Origin of the sequence: Aquirufa ecclesiirivi, assembly GCF_011250515.1 — a bacterium.
Taxonomy (GTDB): domain Bacteria; phylum Bacteroidota; class Bacteroidia; order Cytophagales; family Spirosomataceae; genus Aquirufa; species Aquirufa ecclesiirivi.
Genome location: NZ_JAANOP010000002.1, coordinates 179850 through 206650, shown reverse-complemented (window position 1 = coordinate 206650; position 26801 = coordinate 179850). Strand labels below are relative to the sequence as shown.

Genomic DNA, 26801 nt, shown 5'->3' with positions numbered 1-26801 from the left:
GAATTAATTCACAAATTTATGACATTTTGTCAGACAATGACTACTGAATCTTGCCAGAATTTAAAATAATTACTTGATCGGATTGATGCGTGAGAGCTTCATTGTGCGTTACCATGATAATTCGTTGATTCCAATCTTGTTTTAATTCCAAAAATAGATCATACAGATTCTCTGCGTTGTGTTTATCAAGATTCCCTGTTGGTTCATCAGCTAAAAGTACGCTGGGACGATTGATCAAGGCTCGGGCTACAGCTACGCGTTGCTGTTCTCCACCTGATATTTGACCTGGGAATTTTTTCAGAATCTGACTAATACCTAATTTCTGTACTATTTTGTTGAAGAAGTCATCATCTTCTTGAGTTAATTTACTTCCTCGAATGTAGAGCGGAAATTTTATGTTTTCTTCACAAGAGAATTCTCCTAATAAATGATGGAATTGAAACACAAAGCCCATTTTATTATTTCTGAAAAAACTTTGTTCCTGTTCATTCAAACTAGAATAAGCTACACCATCCAAGTAGATTTCACCTGAATTGTAGTTTGTTAATAAACCAATGATTTGCAATAGGGTACTTTTCCCAGAACCAGAAGGTCCTAAAATGGAGATCAACTCATTGTTTTTAATACTAAATGATATATTGTCCAGAATTAATTGTGTCCCATAGGATTTGGAAATATTTTTTAATTCTAACATTTTTTTGTCTTTTTTTTAGAAAATACGATTGATACAATAAGATTTTAAAAGTTTGGCAAATAAATAGTAATTTCACGAAATAAAAATTTTGATAAATGAATATTCACGAATACCAAGCAAAAGAAATTTTAAAAAGTTACGGGGTAAGGATTCAAGAGGGTATTGTTGTTGACAAGTTAGAAGATGCTACTTCGGCAGCTGAAGCTTTAAAAGCGCAAACTGGCACAGGTTGGTTTGTTGTAAAAGCTCAGATTCATGCGGGTGGACGTGGAAAAGGAGGAGGAGTTAAACTTGCCAAGAACATGGATGAGCTTAATGAGCGCGTTTCTCAAATTTTGGGAATGCAATTAATTACTCATCAAACAGGTCCTGAAGGTAAAAAGGTTAATAAAGTTTTAATCAGTGAGGATGTATATTATCCTGGCGATTCAGAACCGAAAGAATACTATTTATCGATATTATTAGATCGCGGTCGTGCTTGTAATGTCATCATGGCATCTACCGAAGGTGGAATGGACATTGAAGAAGTTGCTGAACACAGCCCAGAGAAGATCATTAAAGAATGGATTGATCCTCGTGTTGGACTACAAGATTTCCAAGCTCGTAAAATTGCTTTCATGTTAGGCTTAAGTGGTCAAGCTTTGAAGGAAATGGTAAAATTCATTCAATCTTTATATAAGGCATATGTGGAGACAGATTCATCCATGTTTGAAATTAACCCTGTATTAAAGACATCTGATGATAAAATTTTAGCTGTTGACGCTAAAGTAAATTTAGATGATAATGCTTTGTATCGTCACAAAGACTTAGCAGTACTTCGTGATATAACTGAAGAAGATCCATTGGAAGTAGAAGCTTCCGAAAACGATTTGAACTACGTTAAATTAGATGGTAATGTAGGATGTATGGTGAACGGAGCTGGTTTAGCGATGGCAACCATGGATATCATTAAATTATCTGGTGGAGAACCCGCTAACTTCCTTGACGTAGGGGGTGGAGCGAATGCCAAAACAGTAGAAGCTGGATTTCGCATTATTTTACAAGATCCGAACGTTAAAGCCATTTTGATTAACATCTTTGGTGGTATTGTTCGTTGTGACCGCGTAGCTAATGGAGTAGTAGAAGCCTATAAAAATATAGGTGAAATTAATGTTCCTATCATTGTGCGTTTACAAGGTACCAATGCAGAAGAAGGAGCAGCTATTATTAATAATTCTGGCTTGAAAGTATTTTCAGCGGTATTATTAAAAGATGCAGCAAAATTGGTTTCTGAAGTATTGAAATAATTTTTTCACATGAAAATTATCTGTGTAGGAAGAAATTATGTGGATCATATCAAGGAGTTATCTAACGAAAAACCCAAAGATCCTGTAATATTTTTAAAGCCCGACACGGCACTCTTAGATCAAAACTCGGATTTTTACTATCCGAGTTTTTCTCAAGATGTCCATCACGAAATCGAATTAGTATTCCGTATTTCAAAAGTGGGTAAAAATATTGAATCGAAATTTGCCCACAAATACATCGATGGAATAGGTTTAGGTATTGACTTCACTGCGCGTGATTTACAAGCTAAGTTGAAAGAAAAAGGTCTACCTTGGGAAAAATCGAAAGCATTCAACGGTTCTGCTTTTGTTTCTCAAATTCGACCTTTGAAAGAAGGCGAATTAGAGCAATCAATTCCATTTCGATTAGATATCAATGGAACGACGGTTCAAGCTGGAGAAAGTAACTTGATGATATGGAATATCAGTGAGTTAATCGCCGATATTTCACAATATTTTACCTTGAAAACGGGTGATTATATTTTCACTGGAACTCCCGCAGGGGTTGGACCTGTCAAAATTGGCGACCAATTGAATGGTTTTCTTTACGACGAAAAATTGTTTGATTTAAACATCTCATAATATGAGTTTACAAATAGGTGAATCAGCTCCTGCTTTTAGTATGACAGATTCAGAAGGTAATTTGGTTGATTTAGCCTTACTTAAAGGAAAAAAGGTAGTACTTTACTTTTATCCAAAAGATGATACTCCAGGATGTACAGCACAAGCTTGTAATTTGAATGAAAATTTAGATTACTTGACTTCCAAGGGGTATCGAGTGATTGGTGTTAGTGTCGACTCCAATGCAGCTCATAACAAGTTTAAGAAAAAATATCAGTTAAATTTTTCTCTTTTAGCTGACACTGAACACGAATTAGTGAATAAATACGGAGTTTGGGTGGAGAAATCGATGTATGGTAAAACGTACATGGGTACTGCTCGCACGACGTTTTTAATAGATGAAAACGGAATTATTACAGATATTATAGCCAAAGTGGATACTAAAAATCATAGTTCTCAGATCCACTAATTTTTTTTTATGCAAACACAAGAATTAAAAAATGTAGCTAGCCAAGTACGAAGAGATATTCTTCGTCAGGTTCATGCTTGTCAATCAGGTCACCCTGGTGGATCATTAGGTTGTACCGACTTATTAGTGGGATTGTATTTTAATTCCATGAAATTAGCACAGGATGCGAATGGAAAAGTAGTTTTTAATATGTCTGGTGCCCACGAGGATGTTTTCTATCTTTCAAACGGACATATTTCTCCGCTTTTATATAGCATTTTAGCACGTAGAGGGTATTTTCCTGTGAAGGAATTATCCACTTTTAGACAACTAAATTCACGTTTACAAGGTCACCCTACACCCCATGAGCATTTGGAAGGTATTCGAATTGCTTCTGGTTCTTTAGGACAAGGATTAAGTGTATCAATTGGTACTGCTCAAGCAAAGAAACTATCCAATGACCCATCTACCGTTTATTGTTTAATGGGAGATGGAGAACAAAATGAAGGTCAGGTTTGGGAGGCAGCAATGTATGCGCCACATCATCAGGTGGACAATTTAATTGCCTTTATTGATGAAAATGGTCAGCAAATCGATGGTCCTACGGAAAAAGTAATGAGTAATCGTGATTTAGAAGCTAAGTATAAGGCTTTTGGATGGAATGTATTGCGCATGGATGGAAATAACATGGACGAGGTTATGACAACTTTAGCTCATGCTAAATCTTTATTGGGTAAAGGTTCTCCGATCATGGTATTAATGAAAACTGAAATGGGAGCGGGGGTAGATTTCATGATGGGAAGTCATAAGTGGCACGGTGTGGCTCCTAACGACCAGCAATTAGCTGATGCATTAGCACAATTAAACGAAACTTTAGGCGACTATTAATAATTAACAATGAAGTTTACTTACGAAACAAAAAAAGATACTCGTTCAGGCTTTGGTGCTGGAATGGAATATTTGAGTCAAAACAATCCTAAGGTTGTGGCTTTATGTGCTGATTTAATAGGCTCCTTAAAATTAGAAGCTTTTATTAAAAATAGTCCAGAGCGTTTTTTCCAGACAGGTATTGCTGAAGCTAACATGATTGGTATTTCTGCTGGTTTAGCCATTGGAGGTTACATTCCTTTTGCTACTACCTTTGCTAATTTTGGTACAGGTCGTGTATATGATCAGATACGTCAGTCGGTCGCTTATTCAGGCAAAAATGTAAAAATTTGCTGTTCACATGCTGGATTAACCTTAGGAGAAGATGGTGCAACTCACCAAATTTTAGAAGATATCGGTTTAATGAAAATGCTTCCAGGTATGGTGGTCATTAATCCTTGTGATTACAACCAAACTAAAGCAGCTACTATTGCCATTGCTGATTATGAAGGCCCTGTCTATTTACGATTCGGTCGTCCAGTAGTTCCTGTATTTACCCCAGAAAATCAAAAATTTGAAATTGGCAAAGCCATTCATCTTATTGAAGGATCTGATGTTACCATTTTGGCAACTGGACATTTAGTTTGGGAAGCTATTCAAGCGGCAGAAATACTAGAAGAAAAAGGGATCAAGGCGGATGTGTTAAATATTCACACCATCAAACCATTAGATACAGCCGCAATTTTAGCTTCTATATCCAAAACGGGTTGTGTTGTTACTGCGGAAGAGCATCAATTAAATGGTGGTTTAGGTGATTCTGTAGCTCAGTATTTATCTCAAAATCGTCCAACTATTCAAGAATTCGTAGGTGTAAACGATTCATTTGGTGAGTCAGGAAAGCCAGCAGATTTGATGGAAAAATACGGTTTAAATGCCGCTGCGATTGTTGAAAAATCAATCAAAGCTATCTCAAGAAAATAGATTAAAAAGGATAACCAATTCCTATATTAAATTCAATTGGGTTTTCTCCACTACTGAATGAAGTTTTGGAGAGAACCCATTTTTCATTTACCGGCTTAGCTGGATTTATAACCTTAGTCGCTAAATCCAAGCGTAATAAGAAATACGAAAAATCCCAGCGTAAACCAAAACCTGTTCCTACTGCTATTTGATTATAGAAATTATCAAAGGCAAAATAGCCATCTTTCTCTCCTTTGGAATTTGCAAAAGTCCAAATATTTCCTGCATCAATGAAAAAGGCTCCATTCATTGTGCCAAATAGCTGAAACATACGAAAACGATACTCGACAGAAGACTCTAATAAAATACTTCCGGGTTGTTCAATTAAATTACTAACGGAATTATAAGCTCCAGGCCCCAGGCGACGCGGTTTCCAAGCTCGTAGGCTACTTGGCCCACCGATGAAGAAATTCTTCTCGTAAGGAAGCTGAAAATCGTTTTCTTCACCATAAGCATAGGCTAAACCGCCAACAAATTTAAAAGCTAACTGTGATTTCCTATTTAGCCCAAGCATTTTGTATTTTCTATAATCAAAATTGAAGCGTAAGAAGCGATAAAATTGAATATTCTGATCACTACCTAACAGATTTTCAATGAAGGTGATTTTCTTCGAACCTATGAGATTTAATGTACTACCACCCGATTCTAAACCTAGTTGAAAAGATTCACCAGCTTGTAATTCATTACTTGGTAAAAAACTTCGATAAGCATAGGTAAAATGAATGCTCGATACAAAACTTGGGTTAAAACTTCGGTAAAGGTTATTTCCTTGTAAACGTAATTCTTCCAAATAGCTTTTAAATGCCGATGCGGTGGATGTCTCAGGGTAATTGGTATTTAAAATATTTAAATCAACCAATGAAAATTGGAATGTTTTAAATGGAGACTTTCTCCATTGATACCGTTGAAATATCTTAAAATTAGTGCGTAAATATTCTGGTCGATTGATGTAATCATACCCAAAACCTATTTGTGTTTGGGAAGCATATAAGGACCCTAACTGTTTTTTGATATTAGTGGGCAAAAATAGTTTAGGAAAGTTGAGCGTTGTGCTTAAATTAACTTCTAGGTTTTTCCTTGCTTGATCGGTGTTAATAAATCCTGCTTGAGCCTCAAAACCAACTCTAGCAGAGAAATCCAAGTAATCTAAACTTGAAAAAACTCGTCGAATTTTAAAGGAATTAGTCAAAAATGGTCCAGGAATTCCTCTGAAAACACTGCCACCTAATTCAGACGAGAAATTAAATTTTTCATTGGGAACTAATTCTACTTTGGGAAAAACACGGGTGGAGGAGGTGTCAAATTTAATGGAAACTGATTTAAATTGATCAGAAGCATAAATATTTTGTAAACTTTGATTTAATTGATCGACCGAATATAAATCACCTTCTTTGAAAGTGATTAATTTGGAAAGGGCATTGGTATTTAATACACCAATATTACTGGAGTCCGTATATTGATTATTGACAAAAGTAGCTCGTCCAAATCGAAATAAACGATCATATAATCGGTTGGTATTTACTTCTTTAAAATCTGGAATTTTGTAGATAATTCCTACTCTCAATAAACTAGTATCTTGTAAATCATTGAGCTTCAAACCAATAGCTTCATTAGAAAAATAGAAATAGCCTTGATTTTTCAAGTAATGACTAATGTTGTCCTTTTCCTTTTTCAACAAATCTAAATTCAATCTGTCGTTGTTGGAAATGACACTTTCTTTGGAATAATAGGTTTCTATTTTTTTCCCGAGTAAAGGATTATCAACAAGAAATGAATCCATTTTAGAGAAAGTACTTACTTCGTTTTCTTCAATTGTATAGGTAACATTCACTAATTTCTCAGTTGAATTTATGGTATCTATTTTAAGAAATACCTTATTTTTCAAAAAACCATTGTTTCGATAATACTTGAAGACCGCTTCCTTAGTTATGTCTAAATAAGGCTTATTTAAGCTGGGGTTTGGAGTACTAAATAGTTGGATGAATGCCGGTGATTTGCCTAGTGAATCTTTTAACTTTCTTTTTGCCTCAAAAAAACCATAAACCCTTGGAGAAAATATTCTAGCATAGGATTCCTTTAAACCGGGTATATTTGTTCTTAGGTCTTCCTTGGATATTAATTGATTGCCTTGTATTTCAATTCGATTTACTTTGTACTCGGAAAATTTAAATTGACGATATCCCGTACAGGAGATAAACAAAGCCTGAACTATTACTAAACCAACAAGTATATTTCTAGATTTCAAAAGATGCTAACGAATAAACAAATAAAGTTAATTAATTCTCTACATTCTAAAAAAGGACGATCAGAGAACGAACTATTTTTGGTAGAAGGAGAGAAGGGTATTCAAGAAGTGATAGATTCAGATTATGAAATAGAATTTTTAGTCATTAACGTAGATTTTCAAGAAGTATTTTCAGGTATTTCTATTCCTACTTATTTTGTATCAAAAGAAGATATCACTAAGTTCAGTACACTGACTATCAATCAATATGGTTTGGCTGTTGTAAAATGCAAGATCACCCCATCTTTTACTCAATTAGATGATGTGATATTGTTATTGGACGGCGTTCGCGATCCAGGGAATTTAGGAACCATTATTCGGATTTGTGATTGGTATGGCATTAAACAAATCGTTTTATCCAATGACTGTACTGAATTCTATAATCCCAAGGTAATTTCAGCTACGATGGGATCATTTAAACGTGTGGATTGCAATTATACCGACTTGACAGCGTTCATTCAAGCTAATCCTGTACATACTGTTCTTGGAGCTGATTTAGCAGGTGAAAATCTACATCAATTTACTTTTCCTACCAAGGTGTTCATTATCATGGGAAGCGAATCTCATGGAATTAGTCCTGAGGTAAGTGCTATGATACAACAAAGAATCACCATTCCTAGATTTGGGGCAGCTGAATCATTGAATGTAGCTATTTCAACAGGAATTATATTAGATCATGTGAGAAGAAATTAATCATTCTCAGGGCTTAAGTAAAGCTCAATTATATAATGAGCTAAGTAAAGCAAAGGAGTAAATAAAATAGCGATTATAAACTTGTACAAGTAATTGTTAAAAGAAACATTCATCCATTGACCCAAACTCCAATTGCCAAAGAAATAAAAGGCAATACCAATAACTAAAACGCTATCAATTAATTGAGATATAAGAGTTGAGCCAGTTGCTCTTAACCAAATATGCTTTTGACCGGTTCTTGATTTTATTTTCTCAAAAACCATAGCGTCCAACATTTGACTTACTAAGAAAGCGGTTAATGAACCCGTAATGATTCCTAGACCTTGCCTGAATATTCGAGAAAAGGCATTGTTGATATCAAAACTACCCGTATTATTTACTTGAAGCCAGAAATCGGCAGGAACAAGTAAAGTGGCCAAATAGATAATCAAAAATGAATAAGCAATAAAAATAGCTGTGGTATAGGAAATAAAGCGAACTCCTTTTTTCCCAAAATAATCATTAATTATATCGGAGGTGATAAATACAATAGGCCAATTTAGCGCACCCGCAGTTTGATTAAAATCCCATCTTTCTCCCCAAGGAGTGATCAAACCTAAAGGAGAGAAGCCCAATGATTTTTCAATGCTCACAATTTTTACACCAATAATCTCAGCAATAATGGCATTGGTCAAAAATATTCCAAAAAGGAAAATAAATAACTTTTGCTTGCGAGAAAATTGGTTAAATATCATCTTCTATAATTATCAAAATGCAAAGCAATTTTATCTAAAGCCAAAGAAAGTTGTTCCACATGAGGTAAAAATACAATTCTAAAGTGATCCCTTTGTTTGAAATTAAACCCTCTACCCGCCACTACTAGAATTTTTTGTTCCTCTAGCAATGACATTACAAAATGTTCGTCATCTTCAAAAGTGAATTTTCCTAAATCAATTTTAGGAAATAGATACAATGCACCTTTGGGTTTCACACAACTAACCCCATCGATGGCATTTAATTTTTCATATGCTAATTGCATTTGCTTATATAACCTGCCCCCTGGTGCGACTAAATCATTGATGGATTGATAACCTCCCAAGGCGGTTTGAATTCCAAATTGAGTAATTACGTTGGCACATAACCTCGTGCTAAATAGGAAGTTTAATCCTTCAATATACGACTTGGCTTTGTGTTTAGCACCTGTTAAAATCATCCAACCACCTCTGAAACCGGCTGCACGGTAGTTTTTAGACAAACCTCCCATCGTTACAATTAGGATTTCGTCACTTAAACCAGCAGCCGAATGGTGATCGTGTTGATCATATAAAATCTTATCGTAAATTTCATCTGAAAATAAAATCAACTTATGTTTAGCCGCAAGTTGAACGATTTTATCCACTGTTTCTTTAGAATAAACGGCCCCAGTAGGATTATTAGGATTAATCATGACAATAGCTCTGCATTTGTCAGTAATTTTCGCTTCCATATCCTCTAAATCTGGTTGCCAATCCGTAGATTCATCACAGACATAATGTACTGAATTGCCTCCTGCAAGTCCTACTACGGTAGTCCATAAAGGATAATCAGGCGATGGAATTAAGACCTCGTCTTCCGAGTTCAAAAGAGCCATCATAACGAGTGAAATTAATTCACTTACCCCATTTCCAATGTAGATGTCTTCAATTAGGATATTTTTGACTCCCTTATTTTGATAATACTGCATGACGGCTTTTCTGGCAGCAAAAAGACCGCGAGAATCGGTATAACCTTGCGCATTACGTATATTTACAATGATATCGTGGACAATTTCATCTGGAGTCTCAAAACCAAATGCGGCAGGATTTCCTATATTTAAAGAAGTAATCTTATACCCTTGATTTTGAAGAGCTAATGCCTTGTCATATACAGGTCCACGAATTTCATACTTCAAATGCTCTAACCTGCGACTTTTTAATATATCCATTGAAAAAAAATAAGAATTGTAAAAATAGTAATTTACTTTTGAATTGTTTTTAAACACACTCAATGAATTTCACACAGCTATTTATTATTCTATTGAGTTTATTTTCAAGTATTTATCTACTAATTCTTTGGAGATATTGGCGTAGTTCTCATGGTATTTTTCGAATATCAGGCATTTTTATTTTTAAGATTTTAGCCAGACTAAGTATATTCTTACTTTTTTTCTGGTTGTTTATGTCATATTCCGAACCTGTTTCTCATTCCAATTCGTTAGCGGATCCAGTACATGTTCGTTATCAAATTGCATTACAACATACTCATACAAAAGAACGCTGGATTGAAGCTAAATCGCTCATTAGTGAAGATGTAAAGCGATCTCAGCCAGTTTATGTTTCTCTTGAAATAGTTCATTCTAAAAATGCTTGGAAGGAAACGTTAATTCCAACAACACCTACACAATCTTTTTTGAGTTTATTAGAAAATCCAGAAGTTTTGAATCTTAAACATTCCAGCATTTCGAATCAAATTGATGAAAAAGGGGGTGGACAATCATTTAATCCAATAAACAAATTGGTGAGTCGGGGAAATATGAGCGTTGAATTCACACTAAGTAACCAAGAAACTTCCTATTTTACGTTTCTTAGCTCGAATAATTGGACCGAATTAGTCGATATGAAGGTATATTTATTAATTTTGTTATTGATATTAATCACATCAGATTTACTCTTTATTCTGCATATAATTAAGATATAGTTTGTTTACATCTTACTTGTACATTTTATTATTGATTTATCAGGGCTTATTTTCCAATAGGGCTAGTATATATAATAAAGATATTCAGCAGGTTAATTATCTGATTAAGCAGAAGCGAAATGCAGAAGCATTGTATTGGATAAAAAAAGCAAAGGGGAAAGACATTTTCATCAACAAAGAATTAGAAAAAACGCAAGCTTTATTAAACATTCGTTTGAATCAAACGGCAGAAAATAGTGCATATTTTTCTAGTACCGATTCCTATGAATTGTTAATTCAAGCTGCCGTGTTAGAAAAGCAAGGTAAAATAGACCAAGCAATTTCCTTAATTGAAAAGGGGATTAAGGAGAATCCTGTTTCAGATACACTCATAAAACAGTTTGAAATTTATGCCTATAAATGGAGAAAATTGCTGCCTATTTTGAAAATGGCTAAACAAAACCAATTGGTTCAGGAGCAACAAAATATGAATCGAATAAATACCAAGGAAGCAATGGGTCTATTGGATTTAATGAAAAAGAAAGAAAGAATATTAATTTATTGAACATGGAAAATATGGCTCAAGGTCAGTTTAATTTCAACAATCAAACAGCTTTTTATCGAGGAAAAGTGAGAGATGTTTATAGTATTGGTCATGATCGCTTATTGATGGTCACATCAGATCGCATTTCGGCCTTTGATGTAATTCTTCCAAGAACTATTCCATTTAAAGGACAAGTTTTAAACCAAATTGCCACTTATTTTTTGAATAAAACACGGGATATTATTCCCAATTGGTTAATTGACACCCCAGATCCCAATGCTGCGTATGGTTATAAATGTATCCCTATTCCCATTGAAATGGTTGTACGAGGTTATGTAGCAGGACATTTATGGCGCGAATACAAATCTGGGAAAAGGGAAGTATGTGGGGTTTCATTGACTGAAGGCTTAAAAGAAAATGACCGTTTACCAGAGCCAATAATAACGCCAACCACCAAAGCTAGTGAGGGACACGATGAGGATATTTCAGTAGCAAAAATTTTGGAATTAGGTATAGTTACTCCAGATATCATGAATCAATTATGTCAAAAAGCCTTGGCATTGTTTGAACGTGGTACACAAATGGCCCAAGAAAAAGGACTAATTTTAGTAGATACAAAATATGAATTTGGTTTATTGGATGGGCAAATCATGTTAATGGATGAAATTCACACGCCTGATTCATCTCGTTATTTCTATGCCAATACGTATCAAGAATTATTGGAAAAAGGATTACCTCAAAAACAATTGTCCAAAGAATTTGTCAGAGAGTGGTTAATCGCGAATGGATTCCAAGGGAAAGAAGGCCAAGTAGTACCCACGATAACAGATGAATTTGTTGAGGAAATTTCCAACAGATATATTTTATTGTATGAAGAAATTACTGGCCAAAAATTCCAAAAAGAGCCACAAGATAATTTAGAACAACGTATATTTAATCACGTAAACCAATACTTAGAAAATGTCAACTAATGCTTTATTTCAACTTGATCAAAACGAAAGTTATGCTTTAATTGATTGGAAAGGCGAAAACTTAGTTCAAAGCAATTATGAGGAATTAGAAAATGTCGTTCGATTGCTTTTTAAAAAAGAATACACCAACATGATTTTAAATATCTCCAAAGTCACTGAATTGGATGGGTATGGTGTTTCTGCCATTCGAAAAGGAACTAAAATCTGTTCCAATGAATCCGGTTTATTTGTGGTTGTGAGTAAAGAAGAATCGGTAGTAGATCGGTTAGATCAAGCTAAAATTGAAAACCTAACAATTATGAATACCGTTAGGGAGGGAGTTGATGCTATTTATCTAAACGATTTAGAAAATGATTTTGGTGATGGAGGAGAAGAAGAGGAGAATGAATTCGGTAATGAATCAACTGAATACGGTGAAGATTACTAATTAATTGTACTCTAACAAGATATTTTGTACTTGTTTAGTGATATTTTAATAACCGTATTATATTTTGTTTATTCAATGAATTGCCAAATATATTTTTGATTAAATTTGATATTGCTTATATAAATATCAAATTGTCGCGTATAACTGGTATTTAATTTTGTTAAGAATTTTTAGTTTATTATTAGAATATTAATAGTTTCTTATGGAAGTCATGAATGAAGAGGGATTGTATCGGAAAGAATTTGAGCACGATGCGTGTGGTATTGGTTTTGTAGCTAGTATGAAAGGCATTAAATCGCATCGAATTGTACAAGATTCAATTAAGATGTTGATTCGAATGGACCACCGTGGTGCCTGTGGTTGTGATCCTAATTCAGGTGATGGAGCTGGTGTATTGGTTCAATTGCCTCATGAATTCTTTTTTGAAGAAACAGCAAAATTGGGATTTGCCTTACCTTCATTAGGTCATTACGGTGTTGGAATGGTTTTCTTTCCTAAAGATGAAACACTGATTAAGGAATGCAAAGAAATTATTGAGAGAAAGGCTAAGAAATTAAGTCTGCGTATTTTAGGTTACAGAAATGTTCCAGTAAATAATTCTGAAATATTAGGAGCTGACTCCGGAAATGAAGAGCCATCTATTCAGCAATTATTCATTGAAAGACCTGAATCTTGCTTGAGTGAAATTGATTTTGAACGAAAATTATATGTTTTCCGTCAATATGTAACTCGCTTGTTAAATGAAACCATTGTTCAGTTAAATGCTAAGTTTTATTTTGCCTCTTTGTCTTGTCGTACCATTATTTATAAAGGTATGTTGACAACCATGCAGGTTCCAGGCTATTTTCAGGATTTGTTTCAAGAAAATTTTACTTCGGCATTGGCCATTGTACACTCGCGTTTTTCTACAAATACGTTTCCTGAATGGAGATTGGCACAACCATTCCGTTATATCGCCCATAACGGTGAAATTAACACAGTAAAAGGTAATTCATCATGGATGCAGGCTCAGTCTGCCTTATTCTCTAGCAAATATTTTACGCAAGAAGAGCTAGACATGATTTTACCTGTTTGTAGTTTGGGTCAATCTGATTCTGCTATTCTGGATAATGCTATTGAAATTTTATATTTAAGTGGACGAAGTTTGCCTCATGTCATGATGATGTTGATCCCAGAAGCATGGGATGGAAATGAGTCAATGGAAAGCTATAAAAAGGATTTCTACGAGTACCATGCAGCCATGATGGAACCTTGGGATGGCCCTGCTTCGATATCATTTACAGATGGTAAAATGATTGGTGCCACGCTCGATAGAAATGGATTACGTCCTTCAAGATATTGGGTTACTGAAGATGACCATGTAATTATGGCATCTGAAGCAGGTGTCTTGGATTTAGATCCAGCTACCATCGTTTCTAAAGGTCGTTTACAACCTGGAAAAATGTTTGTGGTGGATATGGAACAGGGAAGAATTATTCCAGATGAAGAACTAAAAGAGAAAATTTGTCAACAACAACCGTATGGACAATGGTTGCGTGAAAATAAAATTCGTGTAGAAGATTTACCTGAAGCAGGAAGCGAGTACCGTCAACCAAAACCAGTGGAATTAATTTCACGCCAACAGATATTTGGTTTTACGACAGAAGACATCCGAGTAGTTTTAGCTCAAATGGCTGAAACAGGGAAGGAAGCTTTAGGTTCCATGGGTATCGATACTCCCTTGGCAGTATTATCGGATAAAGCACAACACCTCTCAAGTTATTTCAAGCAATTATTTGCTCAGGTAACTAATCCTCCAATTGACCCAATTCGTGAAAGAATGGTGATGTCCTTATTGACGGATATTGGTGGACTATCTAATTTATTGGATGAAACACCAAGCCATTGTCGTCAAATTGAAATCCAACAACCTGTACTTCGCAACAAAGAAGTAGAGAAGATTCGTTGGATTGATCATGCCAATTTTCAAACTAAATCCATTCACATGACATTCCGTTCTTCGGAAGAGTCTGGGGTTTTGAAAAAAGCATTAAATCGTATTTGTCAATATGCTGAAGATGCTGTAGATGATGGATATTCCATTATTTTATTGACAGACAGAGGTATTGATTCTTCGCATGCACCTATTCCATCACTTTTAGCATTAGGTGCTGTACATAATCATTTAATCCGCACCAAGAAACGTGCCAAAGTTGGTATCATCATTGAAGCAGGAGATGTTTGGGAAACACATCATTATGCCACGTTAATTGGTTACGGAGCTTCAGCTATTAATCCTTACATGGCCTTTGAAACCATCAAAGCAATGAAGGATAATCGTTTGGTTGACCAGAGTTTGTCCTATGAAAAATTAGAGTACAATTACATTAAAGCTGTCAATGGAGAATTATTGAAGATTTTCTCTAAAATGGGTATTTCCACTCTACAATCTTATCAGGGAGCTCAAATTTTCGAGATTTTAGGATTGAGCAAAGATGTGGTTGATAATTATTTCAGTGGTTCAATTTCTCGAATTAATGGCGTTGATTTAGATACAATTGCCAAAGAAGCTTTAATTAAACATCAATCTGGTTTTGCCTTACTAAAATCAGATCATCCAAAATTAGAAGTAGGAGGCATTTACCAGTGGAAACAACGTGGAGAAGAGCATTTATTTAATCCTCAGACAATTCACTTATTGCAACAATCAACTAAGTCCAATGATTATTCTACTTACAAGAAATATTCTAAGTTAATTGATGATCAAAGTAAAAAGTCAATTACGCTAAGAGGACTTTTACGTTTCAAAAATGCTAATTCCATTTCCATCGATGAAGTGGAACCGATTGAAAATATATTGAAGCGTTTTGCTACGGGTGCCATGTCCTTTGGTTCGATTTCTTATGAAGCCCATACTACCTTAGCCATTGCGATGAATCGTATTGGAGGAAAGTCAAATACGGGAGAAGGAGGGGAAGATCCAATTCGTTTTGAAAAAATGAAAAATGGAGATTCCATGAATTCAGCTATTAAGCAAGTAGCGTCAGGTAGATTTGGTGTAACAGCCAACTATTTAACGAATGCGGTAGAACTTCAAATAAAAATGGCTCAAGGTGCTAAACCGGGAGAAGGAGGACAATTACCAGGACATAAGGTAGATGATTGGATCGGTAAAACGCGTCATTCTACGCCTGGAGTAGGTTTAATATCCCCTCCACCGCACCATGATATCTATTCCATTGAAGATTTAGCTCAATTAATCTTTGATTTGAAAAATGCAAATAGGGCAGCCCGCATATCTGTAAAACTAGTTTCAGAAGCAGGTGTGGGAACTATTGCTGCAGGAGTAGCAAAAGCACATGCTGATCATATTTTGATTGCTGGATATGATGGAGGAACAGGTGCATCACCACTATCGTCTATACGTCATGCTGGTTTACCTTGGGAACTTGGATTGGCTGAAACACATCAAACCTTAGTTAAGAATAAATTAAGAGGGCGTGTGACCATACAAACGGATGGTCAAATTAAGACAGGTCGTGATATTGCTATTGCAGCTTTATTAGGTGCAGAAGAATTTGGTGTAGCAACGGCTGCCTTGGTTACTGCAGGATGTATTATGATGCGAAAGTGTCACCTAAATACTTGTCCTGTAGGTGTGGCAACTCAAAATCCTGAGCTGAGAGCATTGTATACAGGTAAACCTGAGCATGTAGTAAATTTATTCTATTTCTTAGCTCAAGAATTACGTGAAATCATGGCTGAATTAGGTTTCCGTAAAATTGAAGAAATGATTGGTCGTGTCGATTATTTAAGCATGACAGATGTTTCTTCTCACTGGAAATTCAAGCATATTGATTTGTCACCGATCTTAACACCTTCAAATCCTGGAGAAGGAGTGGCTGTGTTTAAATCAGAAGAGCAAGATCATGGTTTATCTGAACAATTGGACTGGGAAATTTTAAAAATTGCTCAAGTAGCTATTGATTCGAAGAAACAGGTGAATGGAGAATTTAATATCATTAATGTTAATCGTTCAGTAGGTACCATTTTATCCAATGAAATCACTAAAAAACACGGTGACAAGGCGCTTCCTGATGGTTTAATTCACATTAAATTTAAAGGTACTGCTGGGCAATCATTTGGAGCCTTTTCTGTCAAAGGTTTGAAATTTGAAATTGAAGGAGATGCCAATGATTACATTGGAAAAGGACTTTGTGGTGCTACTTTAATCGCTTATCCTTCCCCAGCCGCTAAATTTGTTGCTGCAGAAAACTCTATTGTAGGTAATGTATCTTTCTATGGTGCTACTTCAGGTGAAGCCTATTTAGCTGGAATGGCAGGTGAGCGATTCTGCGTAAGAAATTCGGGAGCCAAGGTCGTGGTTGAAGGAATTGGTGATCACGGTTGCGAATACATGACTGGAGGATTAGTCATTATTTTAGGTGCCACTGGTAGAAATTTTGGAGCGGGTATGTCGGGAGGAGTAGCTTATATTCTAGATGAAAAGAATGATTTTGAAGCCAAGGTTAACCGCGAAATGGTGGAGATTTCTGATTTGAATCAAGAAGATATTCAAATTGTTTCGATGTATTTAACGAAACATATTGAATTAACAGGATCTGTAAAGGGTAAATATGTGTTGGATAACTTTAAGTCTATGACAAGTTTATTCAAAAAAGTATTACCAATCGATTATAGAAATGCCTTGGCGAGTAGGCATTTGAGCATCACAGATGTTTTAAATGACAAAGACAAAGTATATCAAAATATTCAAGTAGCATTAAACTAATTATTGAAAATGGGGAAGCCAACAGGTTTTTTAGAAGTTGATAGAAAAACCTCTGCAAAGAGAGATGTTTCAGAACGTGTCAATGACTATCAAGAAATTGAATTATTAAATTCATCCGAAGAAACTGAAAAGCAGGCTAGCCGTTGCATGGACTGCGGTACACCTTTCTGTCATAGCGGATGTCCTTTAGGTAATATTATACCAGAATTCAATGATGCTGTCTATGAGCAAAATTGGAAATATGCCTATGAGATATTGAGTTCAACCAATAATTTCCCAGAATTTACGGGAAGAATTTGTCCAGCTCCATGTGAATCAGCTTGTGTATTGGGTATCAATAAACCACCCGTTACCATTGAATTGATTGAAAAATCAATCATAGAAAAAGCATATTCAGAAGGATGGGTGGTGCCTTTTGTACCAGCTAAAAGAACAGGAAAGAAAATTGCTGTAATAGGCTCTGGTCCCGCTGGATTAGCTGCTGCAGCTCAACTAAATAAAGTTGGGCATTCAGTAACTGTATTTGAAAGAGCAGATCGCATTGGTGGACTATTACGTTATGGTATTCCTGATTTCAAATTGGATAAATCAGTCGTTGATCGTCGAGTGGCTGTCATGGAAAAAGAGGGAATCGAATTTAAGACCAATACGAACATTGGTGTAAATTATAAGGTTTCGAAATTAACATCCGAGTTTGATGCTATATTAATTGCCACAGGTTCAACAACTCCACGTTTGATCTCTACTAAAGGTAGCGATGCCATAGGTATTTATCCTGCCATGGAGTTTTTATCTCAACAAAATAAACGTAATGCCCAAATTGGTTTAGAAGTAAATCATAAAGGCGAAGCTTATGCCAACAAAAATATCCTAGCTACGGGTAAACATGTGGTCGTGATAGGAGGAGGAGATACAGGATCGGATTGCGTTGGAACATCAAACAGACATAAAGCAGCATCCATTACTCAAATTGAAGTAATGCCTAAGCCACCTGTAGATCGAGCAGAAAATACACCATGGCCTAATTGGCCTAATATGTTGCGCACCTCTACTTCGCATGAAGAAGGAGCCAACCGTTTATGGTCAATTTCTTTACAAGAGTTTATCACCAATGATAAGAATGAACTAATTGCACTTAAAATCGGAGATATAACCTACGATATGTCTAATGGTAAGATGGAACAGAAAGTGGAGAATATCCGTGAAATACCATGCGATTTAGCCTTGGTGGCAGCAGGATTTTTACATACTGACCATGGTAATTTATTTGAGGAGTTAACAGAGGCTGGAATTTTATCCGATGAAAGAGGGAATATTGTAGCTAATGGTAATTACCAATCTGCTCAAGAAAAAATATTTGCGGCCGGTGACGCAAGACGCGGACAGTCTTTAGTAGTATGGGCAATTTCCGAAGGAAGAGAGGCTGCTAGAAATATTGATCAGTTTTTAATGGGTAAAACAAGCTTGGAAGGAAAAAGTGTTTCAAGTTTCGATATTTTTAAATAAAATTTCAATTTTGAATTTCGATATTCAAAAAAAATTACTACATTTGTGCTCTCTTAAATGCTAGGAGAGATGCCTGAGAGGCCGAAAGGAACAGTTTGCTAAACTGTCGTACTGGCAACGGTACCGAGGGTTCGAATCCCTCTCTCTCCGCAGTGTTTTTTTCGGGGTGTAGCGTAGCCCGGTATCGCGCTTGGTTTGGGACCAAGAGGTCGTAGGTTCGAATCCTGCCACCCCGACAATATAGTCAATTTATTTAACAGTGCTTGCACCAAGAATAAATTGACTATTTATTTTTAGGTTCCGTAGCTCAGTTGGATAGAGCAACTGCCTTCTAAGCAGTAGGTCTTTGGTTCGAATCCAAACGGAATCACTAAAAGTCTTTTGACTTTCATATCGTATCAATCATTTCTAGCCTTCCTACAAAGCGTTGACCATTAAGCAAATCACCTTGGTTAAAAATGCGATAGGAATAGTGATATTCTGGATTGCCCCTCCATTAATTTATTTTTTCAAAGAAAAGTTAGGCTTCGGCGGAGGTTCTGTTTTTACGGGTATCGTTTATGTTTCTGGTCTGGTATTGATGCTCAATCATTTTCATGCCAAGGTTGGCCACAAACCAAATACATTTCTATTATTATTAGGTGGTACATTTTTCAGTGTTGCCATGATTTATTTCTTTTTGATGAATAAAGAAATGACCATGTTTAACACGGATTTGATCAACTTTGCCCTAATATTTGGTTTTTTCTTTTCCTTATTGCGAGTAGATAATCAAGTTCAAAAATACTTACCTGTACTCATCTTAATCATTACTTTTTTAACAAGTTGTGCTTTGATATATTCAGTCGCAACGAATCCCAATTACGTATTTGGAACACGAGCTACTGTGCAGTACACTAGCAAGACTACTGAAAACTTTACAGGAAACCCCTATATATACAGTAGAAATGGTTTAGCTGGCTTTTTGATTTCTTTTTTAATCATCAATAGAAATTGGGACTCGATCAAAGTCCCACATGTATATTTAACTAGACTATTAGCGCATATCAACGTATGGTTCAGTCTGATTGTCATTGTTTTAACTCAAACAAGGGCCACTATTTTAACTTTGCTATTGGCCTTACCTTGTATTCTATTTTTCATGGTACCTGTGAAAAGTGTATTTACAAACATCAAGAGGCAATCCTATATCTTTTATGCAGTAGCAATTGGTAATTTATATTACTTCGCTACTAAACTTAGAATAATCGAATTATTTGATTCCTATTATAACTCATTTTTCAACCTTTTTATAAGAGCCATGAGCACAGGGGTAACCTTGGGAAAGAGTTCTGAGGTGGATGAATCAGCTATGGGGCGTGTAAATAACATTAATTACATCAAGCAATTATGGAATACCAGTAAAATTGATTTTGTTTTCGGGCATGGTTATCGTTATCGTTACATAGATATCCCCATGTTAGAATCATTGGTGAATTTTGGAATTTTTGGATTTATTTTATTTGCTGGTTTTCATATTACCTTTTTATATTTTGCGTACCGCTGCTTTAAATCGAATACCATCTTTCAAAACTTTATTGGTCTATTCTATTTAAATACTTTTGTTGGAATGTTTACTTCAGGGAGACCAATGGATTTTGCCTATTGGGTATCATTCTTGATATTCATTCGATTCATGAATGTGGAAATGGTCCAAGATAAAAATGAAATTGAAAAATTAGTCTAGTGTAATCAAAAGATTACATCTTTATTTATTTCTATGTCAACTCAGAAAAGGGTTTTACAAGTATCTCCAGCTTACTATCCTGCTATTTCAATAGGAGGTCCCATATTTACCAATTTAACTTTCTCTAAAGCCCTTGAAGATATCAATTGTCATATTGAAGTAGTAACAACTACTCAAGGTCTGACAAAAACTCAATTAGAACAAATACCCTTAGGGAAAAAATCAAGTTCTGAATTTTCATATCCAATTTGGCGTTTTCCATGCTATGGATATCCTAACTTCACTTTCTCACCTGGAATATTTTTATGGTTATTTAAGCATGTTCATCGATTTGACCTAGTGGTATTACAAGCTGTATGGAATTTTCCGATTATGGCTGCTTACCTAGCATGTAAATGGAATAATATACCCTATGTGATTATTCCTCACGGTAGTTTATATGATGAGACTTTTCATTTAAAATCATCAAAATTCAAAAGATTGTTTTTTAGTTTATATGTTAAAAAGATGTTGATGAACGCTCATCGAATATTATTTTCCACTCAAGATGAAGCTTTAAAAGTAAAGAAATTCTTATCTATTCCATTAAAATATTCGATCGTTCCCAATATTGTCGATGTGGAAAAATTTAATGATCTACCACTAAAGGGTACATTTCGAGATAAATTTGCTATTTCAAAGGATCAACTTATATTAACTCATTATGGTCGCGTTACGATTAAAAAAGGGATCAATTTTGTATTGAATATTTTGCCTGAAATCATTCAAAATTACCCTAATGTCGTATATGTCATTGCTGGCATAGAAGAAGATCATTACATAAATGAACTTAGGACTATTATTCAAGAAAAACAGATAGATAAACACGTAATATTTACTGGTTTGATTTCTCCCAAAGTGGGTATCGAATTATTAACAGATTCAGATATTTTTATATTACCTTCTTTATCCGAAAATTTTGGTATGTCTGTTGTAGAAGCTATGCTATGTGAAATTCCAGTGGTAATTTCAGAACATGTAGGTATTGCATTAGATTTAAAAAATGTTGGCTGCGCTAAAGAGATTCAATTATTAGATAGCTCATTGAAAGATGCCATTATTGAATTACTAAACGATTCAAATCTCAGATTAATTATGGGTCGAAAGGGTAGGGAATATGCTAGACAAAACTATTCATACCAGGCCGTTGAAATTAAATTAAATGAATTAATTCAGTTTAATTGTTGAAAACCTTGATACATTTCATTAGCTAATTTTTCGACACCAAAAATTTGAGAACTTCTTTTTGAATGATCAGCATAATATTCAGATTTTTCAGGTAATTCTTTCAAAAATTGTTTGATTCGATTTCGTTCTTCTAAATCAGATAATTGTTTGATTACAAGTCCATTATATCCATCCAATATCAGATCATTCGCACAACCACACGCTTCTGTGCAAATAACAGGTTTGCCTAATTCTTGTGCCTCATTGGCTACCATACCCCAAGTTTCAGCAGTAGATACTAAGATTAAACAAGTAGCCTGACGATACAAATCAGCTAACTCGGTCCAAGCTACAGTACCTAAAACATGTATATTCGTAATTTTTTCTTGTTGAATTTTCTTATTAATATCTGTCAACAAAGGACCATTTCCAGCCATCTTTAAGGTATATGGCAATTCTTTCATTAAATCAATTAACTCAAATAAATTTTTCTCTTCGGATAACCTACCAACATAAAGTAAATAAGGTTCACCTATTTGATCCAATAAATTTGAACTGTTTTCTGTAATTTGCTGTCTAAATTTTACTTTATCAAATGAATTTAGAAATGTGAAAATTTTCTTTTTTGCAATTCCTGCACGAAACAAAAACTGATTGGAATTTAGACCATAACTAAAAAAACCATCAGTTACTTTGAAAATAGCTGATTTTACAATGGATTTAAGCAAATGAGTCAAACCATTTTGATTTTCGGATTGACTTTTTACTGATTCAATCGTCATAACAGTTTTAATTCCTAACAATTTACATAGCAATAAAACCGGCAATGCTGCTGGTTCTGCATAGCCGGTAAAATTGATAACATTTGGCTTAAATTCGAAAATTACTTTGATCCATTCAAAACCCAATTTCCATGGAGAAATGTGTTGCAACGGTTTAGTGCTCAAAAGTTTAACCGGGAATTTATAGGGATAAGTAGATAAATCGAAATCGACTAAATCTTCCCTTCCAGCTTCCGTAATTGTAGTTTCTATAACTAATAATTCATCATTTTTTTCGACACAAATTTCAGCTACTTTTTCAAATACAACCGACTTGTATTGCGACCATAATAAATTGTGAAAAATAAGAATTCTCATAAGTTGAATTTCAAGGACAAAACTACTCCCTTTTTTAAATATGGCAATGAAACCCACGGTAATATTATAGTGGAATGGTTCATCTACTTATTTCTAGTTTATCATAATTGACATATTTCAATTATATATCTTAAATTGCGTGATAGTGGCATAATTTAGAATTAAATCGCTACAATATATTTAAGAATTAGCTAACAGTTGAAAAAGACTATCAGTGTTTTGTTGCTTACCTTTAATGAAGAAATTCATTTAGAGCGGTGTATTCAAAATGTTCAAAAATTAAGTAATCAACTATTTATTATAGATTCATTTTCTACAGATAAAACCTTATCAATAGCATCGAAGTATGGAATACCTGTCTATCAAAATCAATTCATTCACCATGCTAATCAGATAAATAAAGCTTTAGAAATATTCCCTTTTGATACTGATTACATCATTCGAGTAGATTGTGATGAACTTTTAAGCGATGAACTAATTGAAGAAATACATGCTTGTTTAATAAACGATGCAATGGATACAATCAATGGTTTTTTTATCAAGAGAAAAGTGCATTTCATGGGTGGCCTAATTCAGTATGGAATGACAAATCCCATGTGGTTACTTCGGATTTGGAAAAGAGGAGAGGGGAAATGTGATGATAAATGGATGGATGAAAAAATTGTTTTAAAACAACCTTCTACCTATAATTTAACTCATTTGATTATTGATCATAATTTGAATAATCTTACTTGGTGGACACAAAAGCACAATTTGTACGCAAGTCGAGAATCCATTGAAGTTTTAAAACATCGGTATTTAGGCGCAGCCGAGGTTCATGATAAACTACCATTTAAAGATAGTATTATTCATTTTTTAAAATCAATATACAACAAAAGTCCTATTTTTGTAAGGTCTATACTGTTGTTTCATTATTCTTATTTTATTCGTTTAGGTTTTTTGGATGGATTGCGTGGACTTATCTGGAATATACTACAAGTGTTTTGGTATCGTTTTCTGGTAGATGCCAAGGTTTATGAGTTTGAATATTCCCATGGGTTTGATAAAAATAAAATTAGAGAAGCTTTAAAAGAGATCATTTGAAAACAGATTTAAGCACATTTACGGGAGAAGGATCGCCTGGCTTTATTGCCAAAGTAAAATATTTTATATGGCTTCTTTTTTCAAATATGTTTTTCTTGACTAATATTCCTTATCCAAATATTTTAAAAGTAAGTATTTTAAGATATTTTGGAGCTAAGATTGGTCATCATGTGGTAATAAAACCTTGGGTTAAAATTAAATTCCCTTGGAAATTGACATTGGGTAATTATGTGTGGTTGGGTGAAGAGGCTTGGATCGATAATATATCGGAAATAATTATTGGAAATCATGTATGCATCTCACAAGGAGCTTTGCTTTTAACGGGTAATCATGATTATAAAAAATCTTCATTTGACTTGATGACCCGAGGAATTACATTAGAAGATGGAGTTTGGGTAGGAGCAAAATCCACGGTTAGTGGGGGTGTGATATTAAAATCTCATAGTGTTTTAACTGTGGGATCATTTACCAGTAAAGATTTAGCACCCTTTACCATAAACCAAGGGAATCCAGCACAAGTAGTTAAACATAGAGAAATCAACTAAGTACAATGAATGAATATTTGCAATTATTAAGTAATAAAGAGTTTCAAATCATTGTTTCCTTTATTATATCTATCGTGATAACAGTGACAGCCATTCCTGTGATCATTAATATCTCGAAATTGAAAGATTTAATGGCAGAAATAGAGTTGAGAAGCTCACATGAAGAGTTAACTCCTACCTTAGGTGGAGTGGCTATATTTGCTGCTACCTTAATTAGTTATTTTATTTGGGATAATCCGAACGAAGGCCATGAAATCCATTTAGCCGTTGCTTCACTCATTATCTTATTCTTTTTAGGAATCAAAGATGATATCTTGATTTTATCTCCGAAAAAGAAATTGTTCATTCAAATTGCTGCAGCACTATTGTTAATTACTTTTGGTGATTTACGTATTTCTACCTTTTATGGACTTTTAGGGATTAATAATATTCCTTATATCATCAGCATTGCCTTTACTTTATTCATTATTATTGCCATCATAAACGCCATTAATTTATTGGATGGAATTGATGGCTTAGCTGGTACCGTTGGTTTTGTATCCTCAGCTATTTTTGCATACTTATTTTATAGTTTAGGTTTATTTGCCTTAGCTACCTTAGCCTTATCTTTAGCTGGTTCTCTCGTAGGTTTTTTACGTTTTAATTGGTCTACCAAAAATAAAATATTCATGGGTGACACTGGTTCCATGATTCTTGGTTTTTTGTTAGCTTTTTTTGCCGTTAAGTATATTGTATTTAACAGTTCATATATTTACGATCCACGGCTTGTTAAAGATGCACCGATCTTAACCATCATTATTCTCCTACTTCCCCTGTTTGATACATTACGTATGTTTGTTATTCGCTTGTCTACAGGCGTTTCACCATTCAAAGGAGATAGAAAGCACCTGCATCATGTTTTAATAGACAATGGATTTAGTCACATTGGGGCAACCATGATTCTAATTGCCTTCAATCTTACGGTATTGGTTTTATATTCTGTCATTCGACATGGTTATTCCAATCATGAGGTCTTATTAGGACTATTAATTACTTTTTTAATTTACTGCTACATAGCTTATTTACTATCAAAAAATATTGATACAAACACCGTAGATCGAGTGAAATATACTAAAATTGATAAAGTAAAAAGACTTCAATTAGTCGAAGAGAAAAAGAATACAAATTTATCAAGTAGCCAGACACAACCTACTGAATAGTATCCTTCAAAAGATACGATTCTAACTTTTGGCATTCCCATGTCATGTCGAAATGGGATAAACTATCACGCATTGTTTCCAAATTAAACTCTTTCAAAAGAATCGAGTTTAATTCTGTTGATAAAGTTTCAGGCCTAAAATCTTGACATAATATCCCATTAGTATCGTTGACCATCAAGCTAGAGCCACCAGAATTGGTCGCTAAGACAGGAATTCCACAATAAATAGCTTCCATTGCTACCAAGCCCATACTCTCTTCTCTAGAGCAAGTTATAAAAGCGTCAGCTTGAGCTATTTGTTGATAGTATTCCTGAGAACTTAAATTATCTAAAAATTGAATAGCAGGAAATAATCCACTATTTTTTTGTCGACGTATTACTTCTGCATATCCATTATTCGCCCATTTTCCAAGCCAAATAAATTCATAGGCTGATTCAGGAAAGTTCTGGCTTATTTTCATGAAAATATCAACTCCTTTTCGGTAACATATAGTACCAGAAGAAATGATTCTCTTTTTGGTCTTTTTTACTTTTTTAAAATCAAACAAACAATCATCAATGAATTGTTTGTTGATTCCTGAATGTAATACAAAGCACTCCTTAGGGAAAATGGGAGCAAAAAATTGATGTACTAAATCTGAACAGCTTACTAAGTAATCAACCTGATCAAATAACCGCTGAGAATCTTTAATCTCTAATTGTTCAAAATTATATAAATACTCATGAACATGTAAAAATGTTTGGACTTTAAATTGATCCTTAAATTGCAATAGAAAAGCATTTTGAATGGTATTAATATACCAAACAGAAGCCCCAAACTGCTGTTGAATAACTTGTATCCGCTGTTGCAATACATTTTGTCCTGCATGAAATTTTACCTTGTCCCATATGGAAAATTGGGTTTCAAAATAAAAAACTTGAATATGAGGAGCTAATTGATTGACAAGGACTCCATTACGCTCTAATAGAACTAATCCAATGTCAAACTTAGTGGCATCTAACTGTTGTAAAATATCAAATAATACAATCTCTGCACCCGTTCGTTGTAAGTTACTAGAGAAGAATAATATTTTCTTTTTTGACATTAAACAAAATTAAAATGAGCTTATAGGAAGAAAAA

General features: G+C 34.5%; 23 protein-coding genes and 3 tRNA genes. 20 read left to right on the top strand and 6 right to left on the bottom strand.

Annotated elements, in window-relative coordinates:
* Positions 1–40 precede the first annotated feature (40 nt).
* Positions 41–694 carry an ABC transporter ATP-binding protein gene (locus G9H65_RS04205; protein WP_166374094.1) on the bottom strand — a complete coding sequence of 218 codons (654 nt, stop codon included), beginning with the start codon at positions 692–694 and terminating at the stop codon, positions 41–43.
* A 95-nt stretch (positions 695–789) separates the two neighbouring features.
* Here G9H65_RS04205 and sucC point away from each other — a divergent pair, with 95 nt between their 5' ends.
* The 5 genes from sucC to G9H65_RS04180 are packed head-to-tail and all read left to right on the top strand — an operon-like array spanning position 790 to position 4876.
* Positions 790–1980 (top strand): ADP-forming succinate--CoA ligase subunit beta, encoded by a 1191-nt coding sequence (gene sucC, locus G9H65_RS04200; protein WP_166374093.1) that lies wholly within the window; start codon positions 790–792, stop codon positions 1978–1980.
* A 9-nt stretch (positions 1981–1989) separates the two neighbouring features.
* On the top strand, positions 1990–2601 hold the full coding sequence (locus tag G9H65_RS04195) for a fumarylacetoacetate hydrolase family protein (protein ID WP_166374092.1): 612 nt from the start codon (positions 1990–1992) through the stop codon (positions 2599–2601).
* Position 2602: 1 nt separating this feature from the next.
* Positions 2603–3049: a thioredoxin-dependent thiol peroxidase gene (bcp, locus tag G9H65_RS04190; RefSeq protein ID WP_166374091.1), complete on the top strand. Its 447-nt coding sequence runs from the start codon at positions 2603–2605 to the stop codon at positions 3047–3049.
* A 9-nt stretch (positions 3050–3058) separates the two neighbouring features.
* Positions 3059–3916, top strand: coding sequence for a transketolase (locus G9H65_RS04185; protein ID WP_166374090.1), 858 nt, complete (start codon positions 3059–3061; stop codon positions 3914–3916).
* A gap of 9 nt (positions 3917–3925) precedes the next feature.
* On the top strand, positions 3926–4876 hold the full coding sequence (locus tag G9H65_RS04180) for a transketolase family protein (protein WP_166374089.1): 951 nt from the start codon (positions 3926–3928) through the stop codon (positions 4874–4876).
* A gap of 1 nt (position 4877) precedes the next feature.
* On the opposite strand, the gene tamL is transcribed toward G9H65_RS04180, so the two are convergent.
* Positions 4878–7160, bottom strand: a complete 2283-nt coding sequence (gene tamL / locus G9H65_RS04175; RefSeq protein ID WP_166374088.1) for a translocation and assembly module lipoprotein TamL — start codon at positions 7158–7160, stop codon at positions 4878–4880.
* Between the two features lie 3 nt (positions 7161–7163).
* On the opposite strand from tamL, the gene G9H65_RS04170 reads away from it, so the two are divergent.
* Entirely contained in the window at positions 7164–7892 is a 729-nt protein-coding gene (locus G9H65_RS04170) for a TrmH family RNA methyltransferase (RefSeq protein ID WP_166374087.1), read from the top strand.
* On the opposite strand, the gene G9H65_RS04165 is transcribed toward G9H65_RS04170, so the two are convergent.
* Both G9H65_RS04165 and G9H65_RS04160 read right to left on the bottom strand, forming a co-directional pair.
* On the bottom strand, positions 7889–8626 hold the full coding sequence (locus G9H65_RS04165; RefSeq protein ID WP_166374086.1) for a queuosine precursor transporter: 738 nt from the start codon (positions 8624–8626) through the stop codon (positions 7889–7891). The two genes, G9H65_RS04170 and G9H65_RS04165, sit on opposite strands and share 4 nt — an antisense overlap.
* Entirely contained in the window at positions 8623–9834 is a 1212-nt protein-coding gene (locus tag G9H65_RS04160; RefSeq protein ID WP_166374085.1) for a pyridoxal phosphate-dependent aminotransferase, read from the bottom strand. The genes G9H65_RS04165 and G9H65_RS04160 overlap by 4 nt, the downstream gene beginning before the upstream one ends.
* 233 nt (positions 9835–10067) lie before the next feature.
* Here G9H65_RS04160 and G9H65_RS04155 point away from each other — a divergent pair, with 233 nt between their 5' ends.
* From G9H65_RS04155 to G9H65_RS04105, 11 genes are all read left to right on the top strand, one after another.
* A complete protein-coding gene (locus tag G9H65_RS04155; protein ID WP_166374084.1) occupies positions 10068–10586 on the top strand; it encodes a hypothetical protein in 519 nt (172 codons plus the stop codon).
* Position 10587: 1 nt separating this feature from the next.
* Entirely contained in the window at positions 10588–11130 is a 543-nt protein-coding gene (locus G9H65_RS04150; protein ID WP_166374083.1) for a hypothetical protein, read from the top strand.
* A gap of 2 nt (positions 11131–11132) precedes the next feature.
* A complete protein-coding gene (locus G9H65_RS04145) occupies positions 11133–12080 on the top strand; it encodes a phosphoribosylaminoimidazolesuccinocarboxamide synthase (protein ID WP_166374082.1) in 948 nt (315 codons plus the stop codon).
* Entirely contained in the window at positions 12070–12507 is a 438-nt protein-coding gene (locus G9H65_RS04140) for an STAS domain-containing protein (RefSeq protein WP_166374081.1), read from the top strand. Before G9H65_RS04145 ends, G9H65_RS04140 begins: the two co-directional genes overlap by 11 nt.
* A 202-nt stretch (positions 12508–12709) precedes the next feature.
* Positions 12710–17278: a glutamate synthase large subunit gene (gene gltB / locus G9H65_RS04135; protein ID WP_394367185.1), complete on the top strand. Its 4569-nt coding sequence runs from the start codon at positions 12710–12712 to the stop codon at positions 17276–17278.
* A gap of 9 nt (positions 17279–17287) precedes the next feature.
* The gene (locus tag G9H65_RS04130) at positions 17288–18784 is read left to right on the top strand and encodes a glutamate synthase subunit beta (RefSeq protein ID WP_166374080.1); all 1497 of its coding nucleotides are present in this window, start codon (positions 17288–17290) and stop codon (positions 18782–18784) included.
* A 63-nt stretch (positions 18785–18847) separates the two neighbouring features.
* Positions 18848–18934, top strand: a tRNA-Ser gene (locus tag G9H65_RS04125).
* A 12-nt stretch (positions 18935–18946) separates the two neighbouring features.
* Positions 18947–19020 (top strand) — tRNA-Pro (locus tag G9H65_RS04120).
* A 60-nt stretch (positions 19021–19080) separates the two neighbouring features.
* Positions 19081–19154: transfer RNA gene (locus tag G9H65_RS04115), tRNA-Arg, on the top strand.
* Positions 19155–19211: 57 nt separating this feature from the next.
* Positions 19212–20510 (top strand): hypothetical protein, encoded by a 1299-nt coding sequence (locus G9H65_RS04110; protein ID WP_166374079.1) that lies wholly within the window; start codon positions 19212–19214, stop codon positions 20508–20510.
* A gap of 33 nt (positions 20511–20543) precedes the next feature.
* Positions 20544–21737: a glycosyltransferase gene (locus G9H65_RS04105; RefSeq protein WP_166374078.1), complete on the top strand. Its 1194-nt coding sequence runs from the start codon at positions 20544–20546 to the stop codon at positions 21735–21737.
* Here the strand turns inward: G9H65_RS04105 and G9H65_RS04100 are convergent.
* Positions 21722–22855, bottom strand: coding sequence for a glycosyltransferase (locus G9H65_RS04100; protein WP_166374077.1), 1134 nt, complete (start codon positions 22853–22855; stop codon positions 21722–21724). The genes G9H65_RS04105 and G9H65_RS04100 overlap by 16 nt on opposite strands.
* 198 nt (positions 22856–23053) lie before the next feature.
* Here G9H65_RS04100 and G9H65_RS04095 point away from each other — a divergent pair, with 198 nt between their 5' ends.
* From G9H65_RS04095 to G9H65_RS04085, 3 genes are read left to right on the top strand one after another with little or no spacing between them, the layout of a single operon-like run.
* Positions 23054–23938: a glycosyltransferase family 2 protein gene (locus G9H65_RS04095; RefSeq protein WP_166374076.1), complete on the top strand. Its 885-nt coding sequence runs from the start codon at positions 23054–23056 to the stop codon at positions 23936–23938.
* Positions 23935–24483 (top strand): WcaF family extracellular polysaccharide biosynthesis acetyltransferase, encoded by a 549-nt coding sequence (locus G9H65_RS04090; protein ID WP_166374075.1) that lies wholly within the window; start codon positions 23935–23937, stop codon positions 24481–24483. The genes G9H65_RS04095 and G9H65_RS04090 overlap by 4 nt, the downstream gene beginning before the upstream one ends.
* A 5-nt stretch (positions 24484–24488) precedes the next feature.
* On the top strand, positions 24489–25682 hold the full coding sequence (locus tag G9H65_RS04085; RefSeq protein ID WP_166374074.1) for an MraY family glycosyltransferase: 1194 nt from the start codon (positions 24489–24491) through the stop codon (positions 25680–25682).
* Here G9H65_RS04085 and G9H65_RS04080 read toward each other — a convergent pair.
* Entirely contained in the window at positions 25672–26766 is a 1095-nt protein-coding gene (locus tag G9H65_RS04080) for a glycosyltransferase family 4 protein (RefSeq protein WP_166374073.1), read from the bottom strand. The two genes, G9H65_RS04085 and G9H65_RS04080, sit on opposite strands and share 11 nt — an antisense overlap.
* Between the last annotated feature and the right edge of the window lie 35 nt (positions 26767–26801).

What these genes read in the sequence shown, in the direction of transcription:
- G9H65_RS04185 (WP_166374090.1), top strand. Translation starts at nt 3,059, where the DNA reads ATGCAAACACAAGAATTAAAAAATGTAGCTAGCCAAGTACGAAGAGAT.
- gltB (WP_394367185.1), top strand. Translation starts at nt 12,710, where the DNA reads ATGGAAGTCATGAATGAAGAGGGATTGTATCGGAAAGAATTTGAGCAC.
- G9H65_RS04140 (WP_166374081.1), top strand. Translation starts at nt 12,070, where the DNA reads ATGTCAACTAATGCTTTATTTCAACTTGATCAAAACGAAAGTTATGCT.
- G9H65_RS04195 (WP_166374092.1), top strand. Translation starts at nt 1,990, where the DNA reads ATGAAAATTATCTGTGTAGGAAGAAATTATGTGGATCATATCAAGGAG.
- G9H65_RS04160 (WP_166374085.1), bottom strand. Translation starts at nt 9,834, where the DNA reads ATGGATATATTAAAAAGTCGCAGGTTAGAGCATTTGAAGTATGAAATT.
- G9H65_RS04205 (WP_166374094.1), bottom strand. Translation starts at nt 694, where the DNA reads ATGTTAGAATTAAAAAATATTTCCAAATCCTATGGGACACAATTAATT.
- G9H65_RS04105 (WP_166374078.1), top strand. Translation starts at nt 20,544, where the DNA reads ATGTCAACTCAGAAAAGGGTTTTACAAGTATCTCCAGCTTACTATCCT.
- G9H65_RS04180 (WP_166374089.1), top strand. Translation starts at nt 3,926, where the DNA reads ATGAAGTTTACTTACGAAACAAAAAAAGATACTCGTTCAGGCTTTGGT.
- G9H65_RS04170 (WP_166374087.1), top strand. Translation starts at nt 7,164, where the DNA reads ATGCTAACGAATAAACAAATAAAGTTAATTAATTCTCTACATTCTAAA.
- G9H65_RS04100 (WP_166374077.1), bottom strand. Translation starts at nt 22,855, where the DNA reads ATGAGAATTCTTATTTTTCACAATTTATTATGGTCGCAATACAAGTCG.
- bcp (WP_166374091.1), top strand. Translation starts at nt 2,603, where the DNA reads ATGAGTTTACAAATAGGTGAATCAGCTCCTGCTTTTAGTATGACAGAT.
- sucC (WP_166374093.1), top strand. Translation starts at nt 790, where the DNA reads ATGAATATTCACGAATACCAAGCAAAAGAAATTTTAAAAAGTTACGGG.
- G9H65_RS04085 (WP_166374074.1), top strand. Translation starts at nt 24,489, where the DNA reads ATGAATGAATATTTGCAATTATTAAGTAATAAAGAGTTTCAAATCATT.
- G9H65_RS04130 (WP_166374080.1), top strand. Translation starts at nt 17,288, where the DNA reads ATGGGGAAGCCAACAGGTTTTTTAGAAGTTGATAGAAAAACCTCTGCA.
- G9H65_RS04155 (WP_166374084.1), top strand. Translation starts at nt 10,068, where the DNA reads ATGTCATATTCCGAACCTGTTTCTCATTCCAATTCGTTAGCGGATCCA.
- G9H65_RS04080 (WP_166374073.1), bottom strand. Translation starts at nt 26,766, where the DNA reads ATGTCAAAAAAGAAAATATTATTCTTCTCTAGTAACTTACAACGAACG.
- G9H65_RS04145 (WP_166374082.1), top strand. Translation starts at nt 11,133, where the DNA reads ATGGAAAATATGGCTCAAGGTCAGTTTAATTTCAACAATCAAACAGCT.
- G9H65_RS04165 (WP_166374086.1), bottom strand. Translation starts at nt 8,626, where the DNA reads ATGATATTTAACCAATTTTCTCGCAAGCAAAAGTTATTTATTTTCCTT.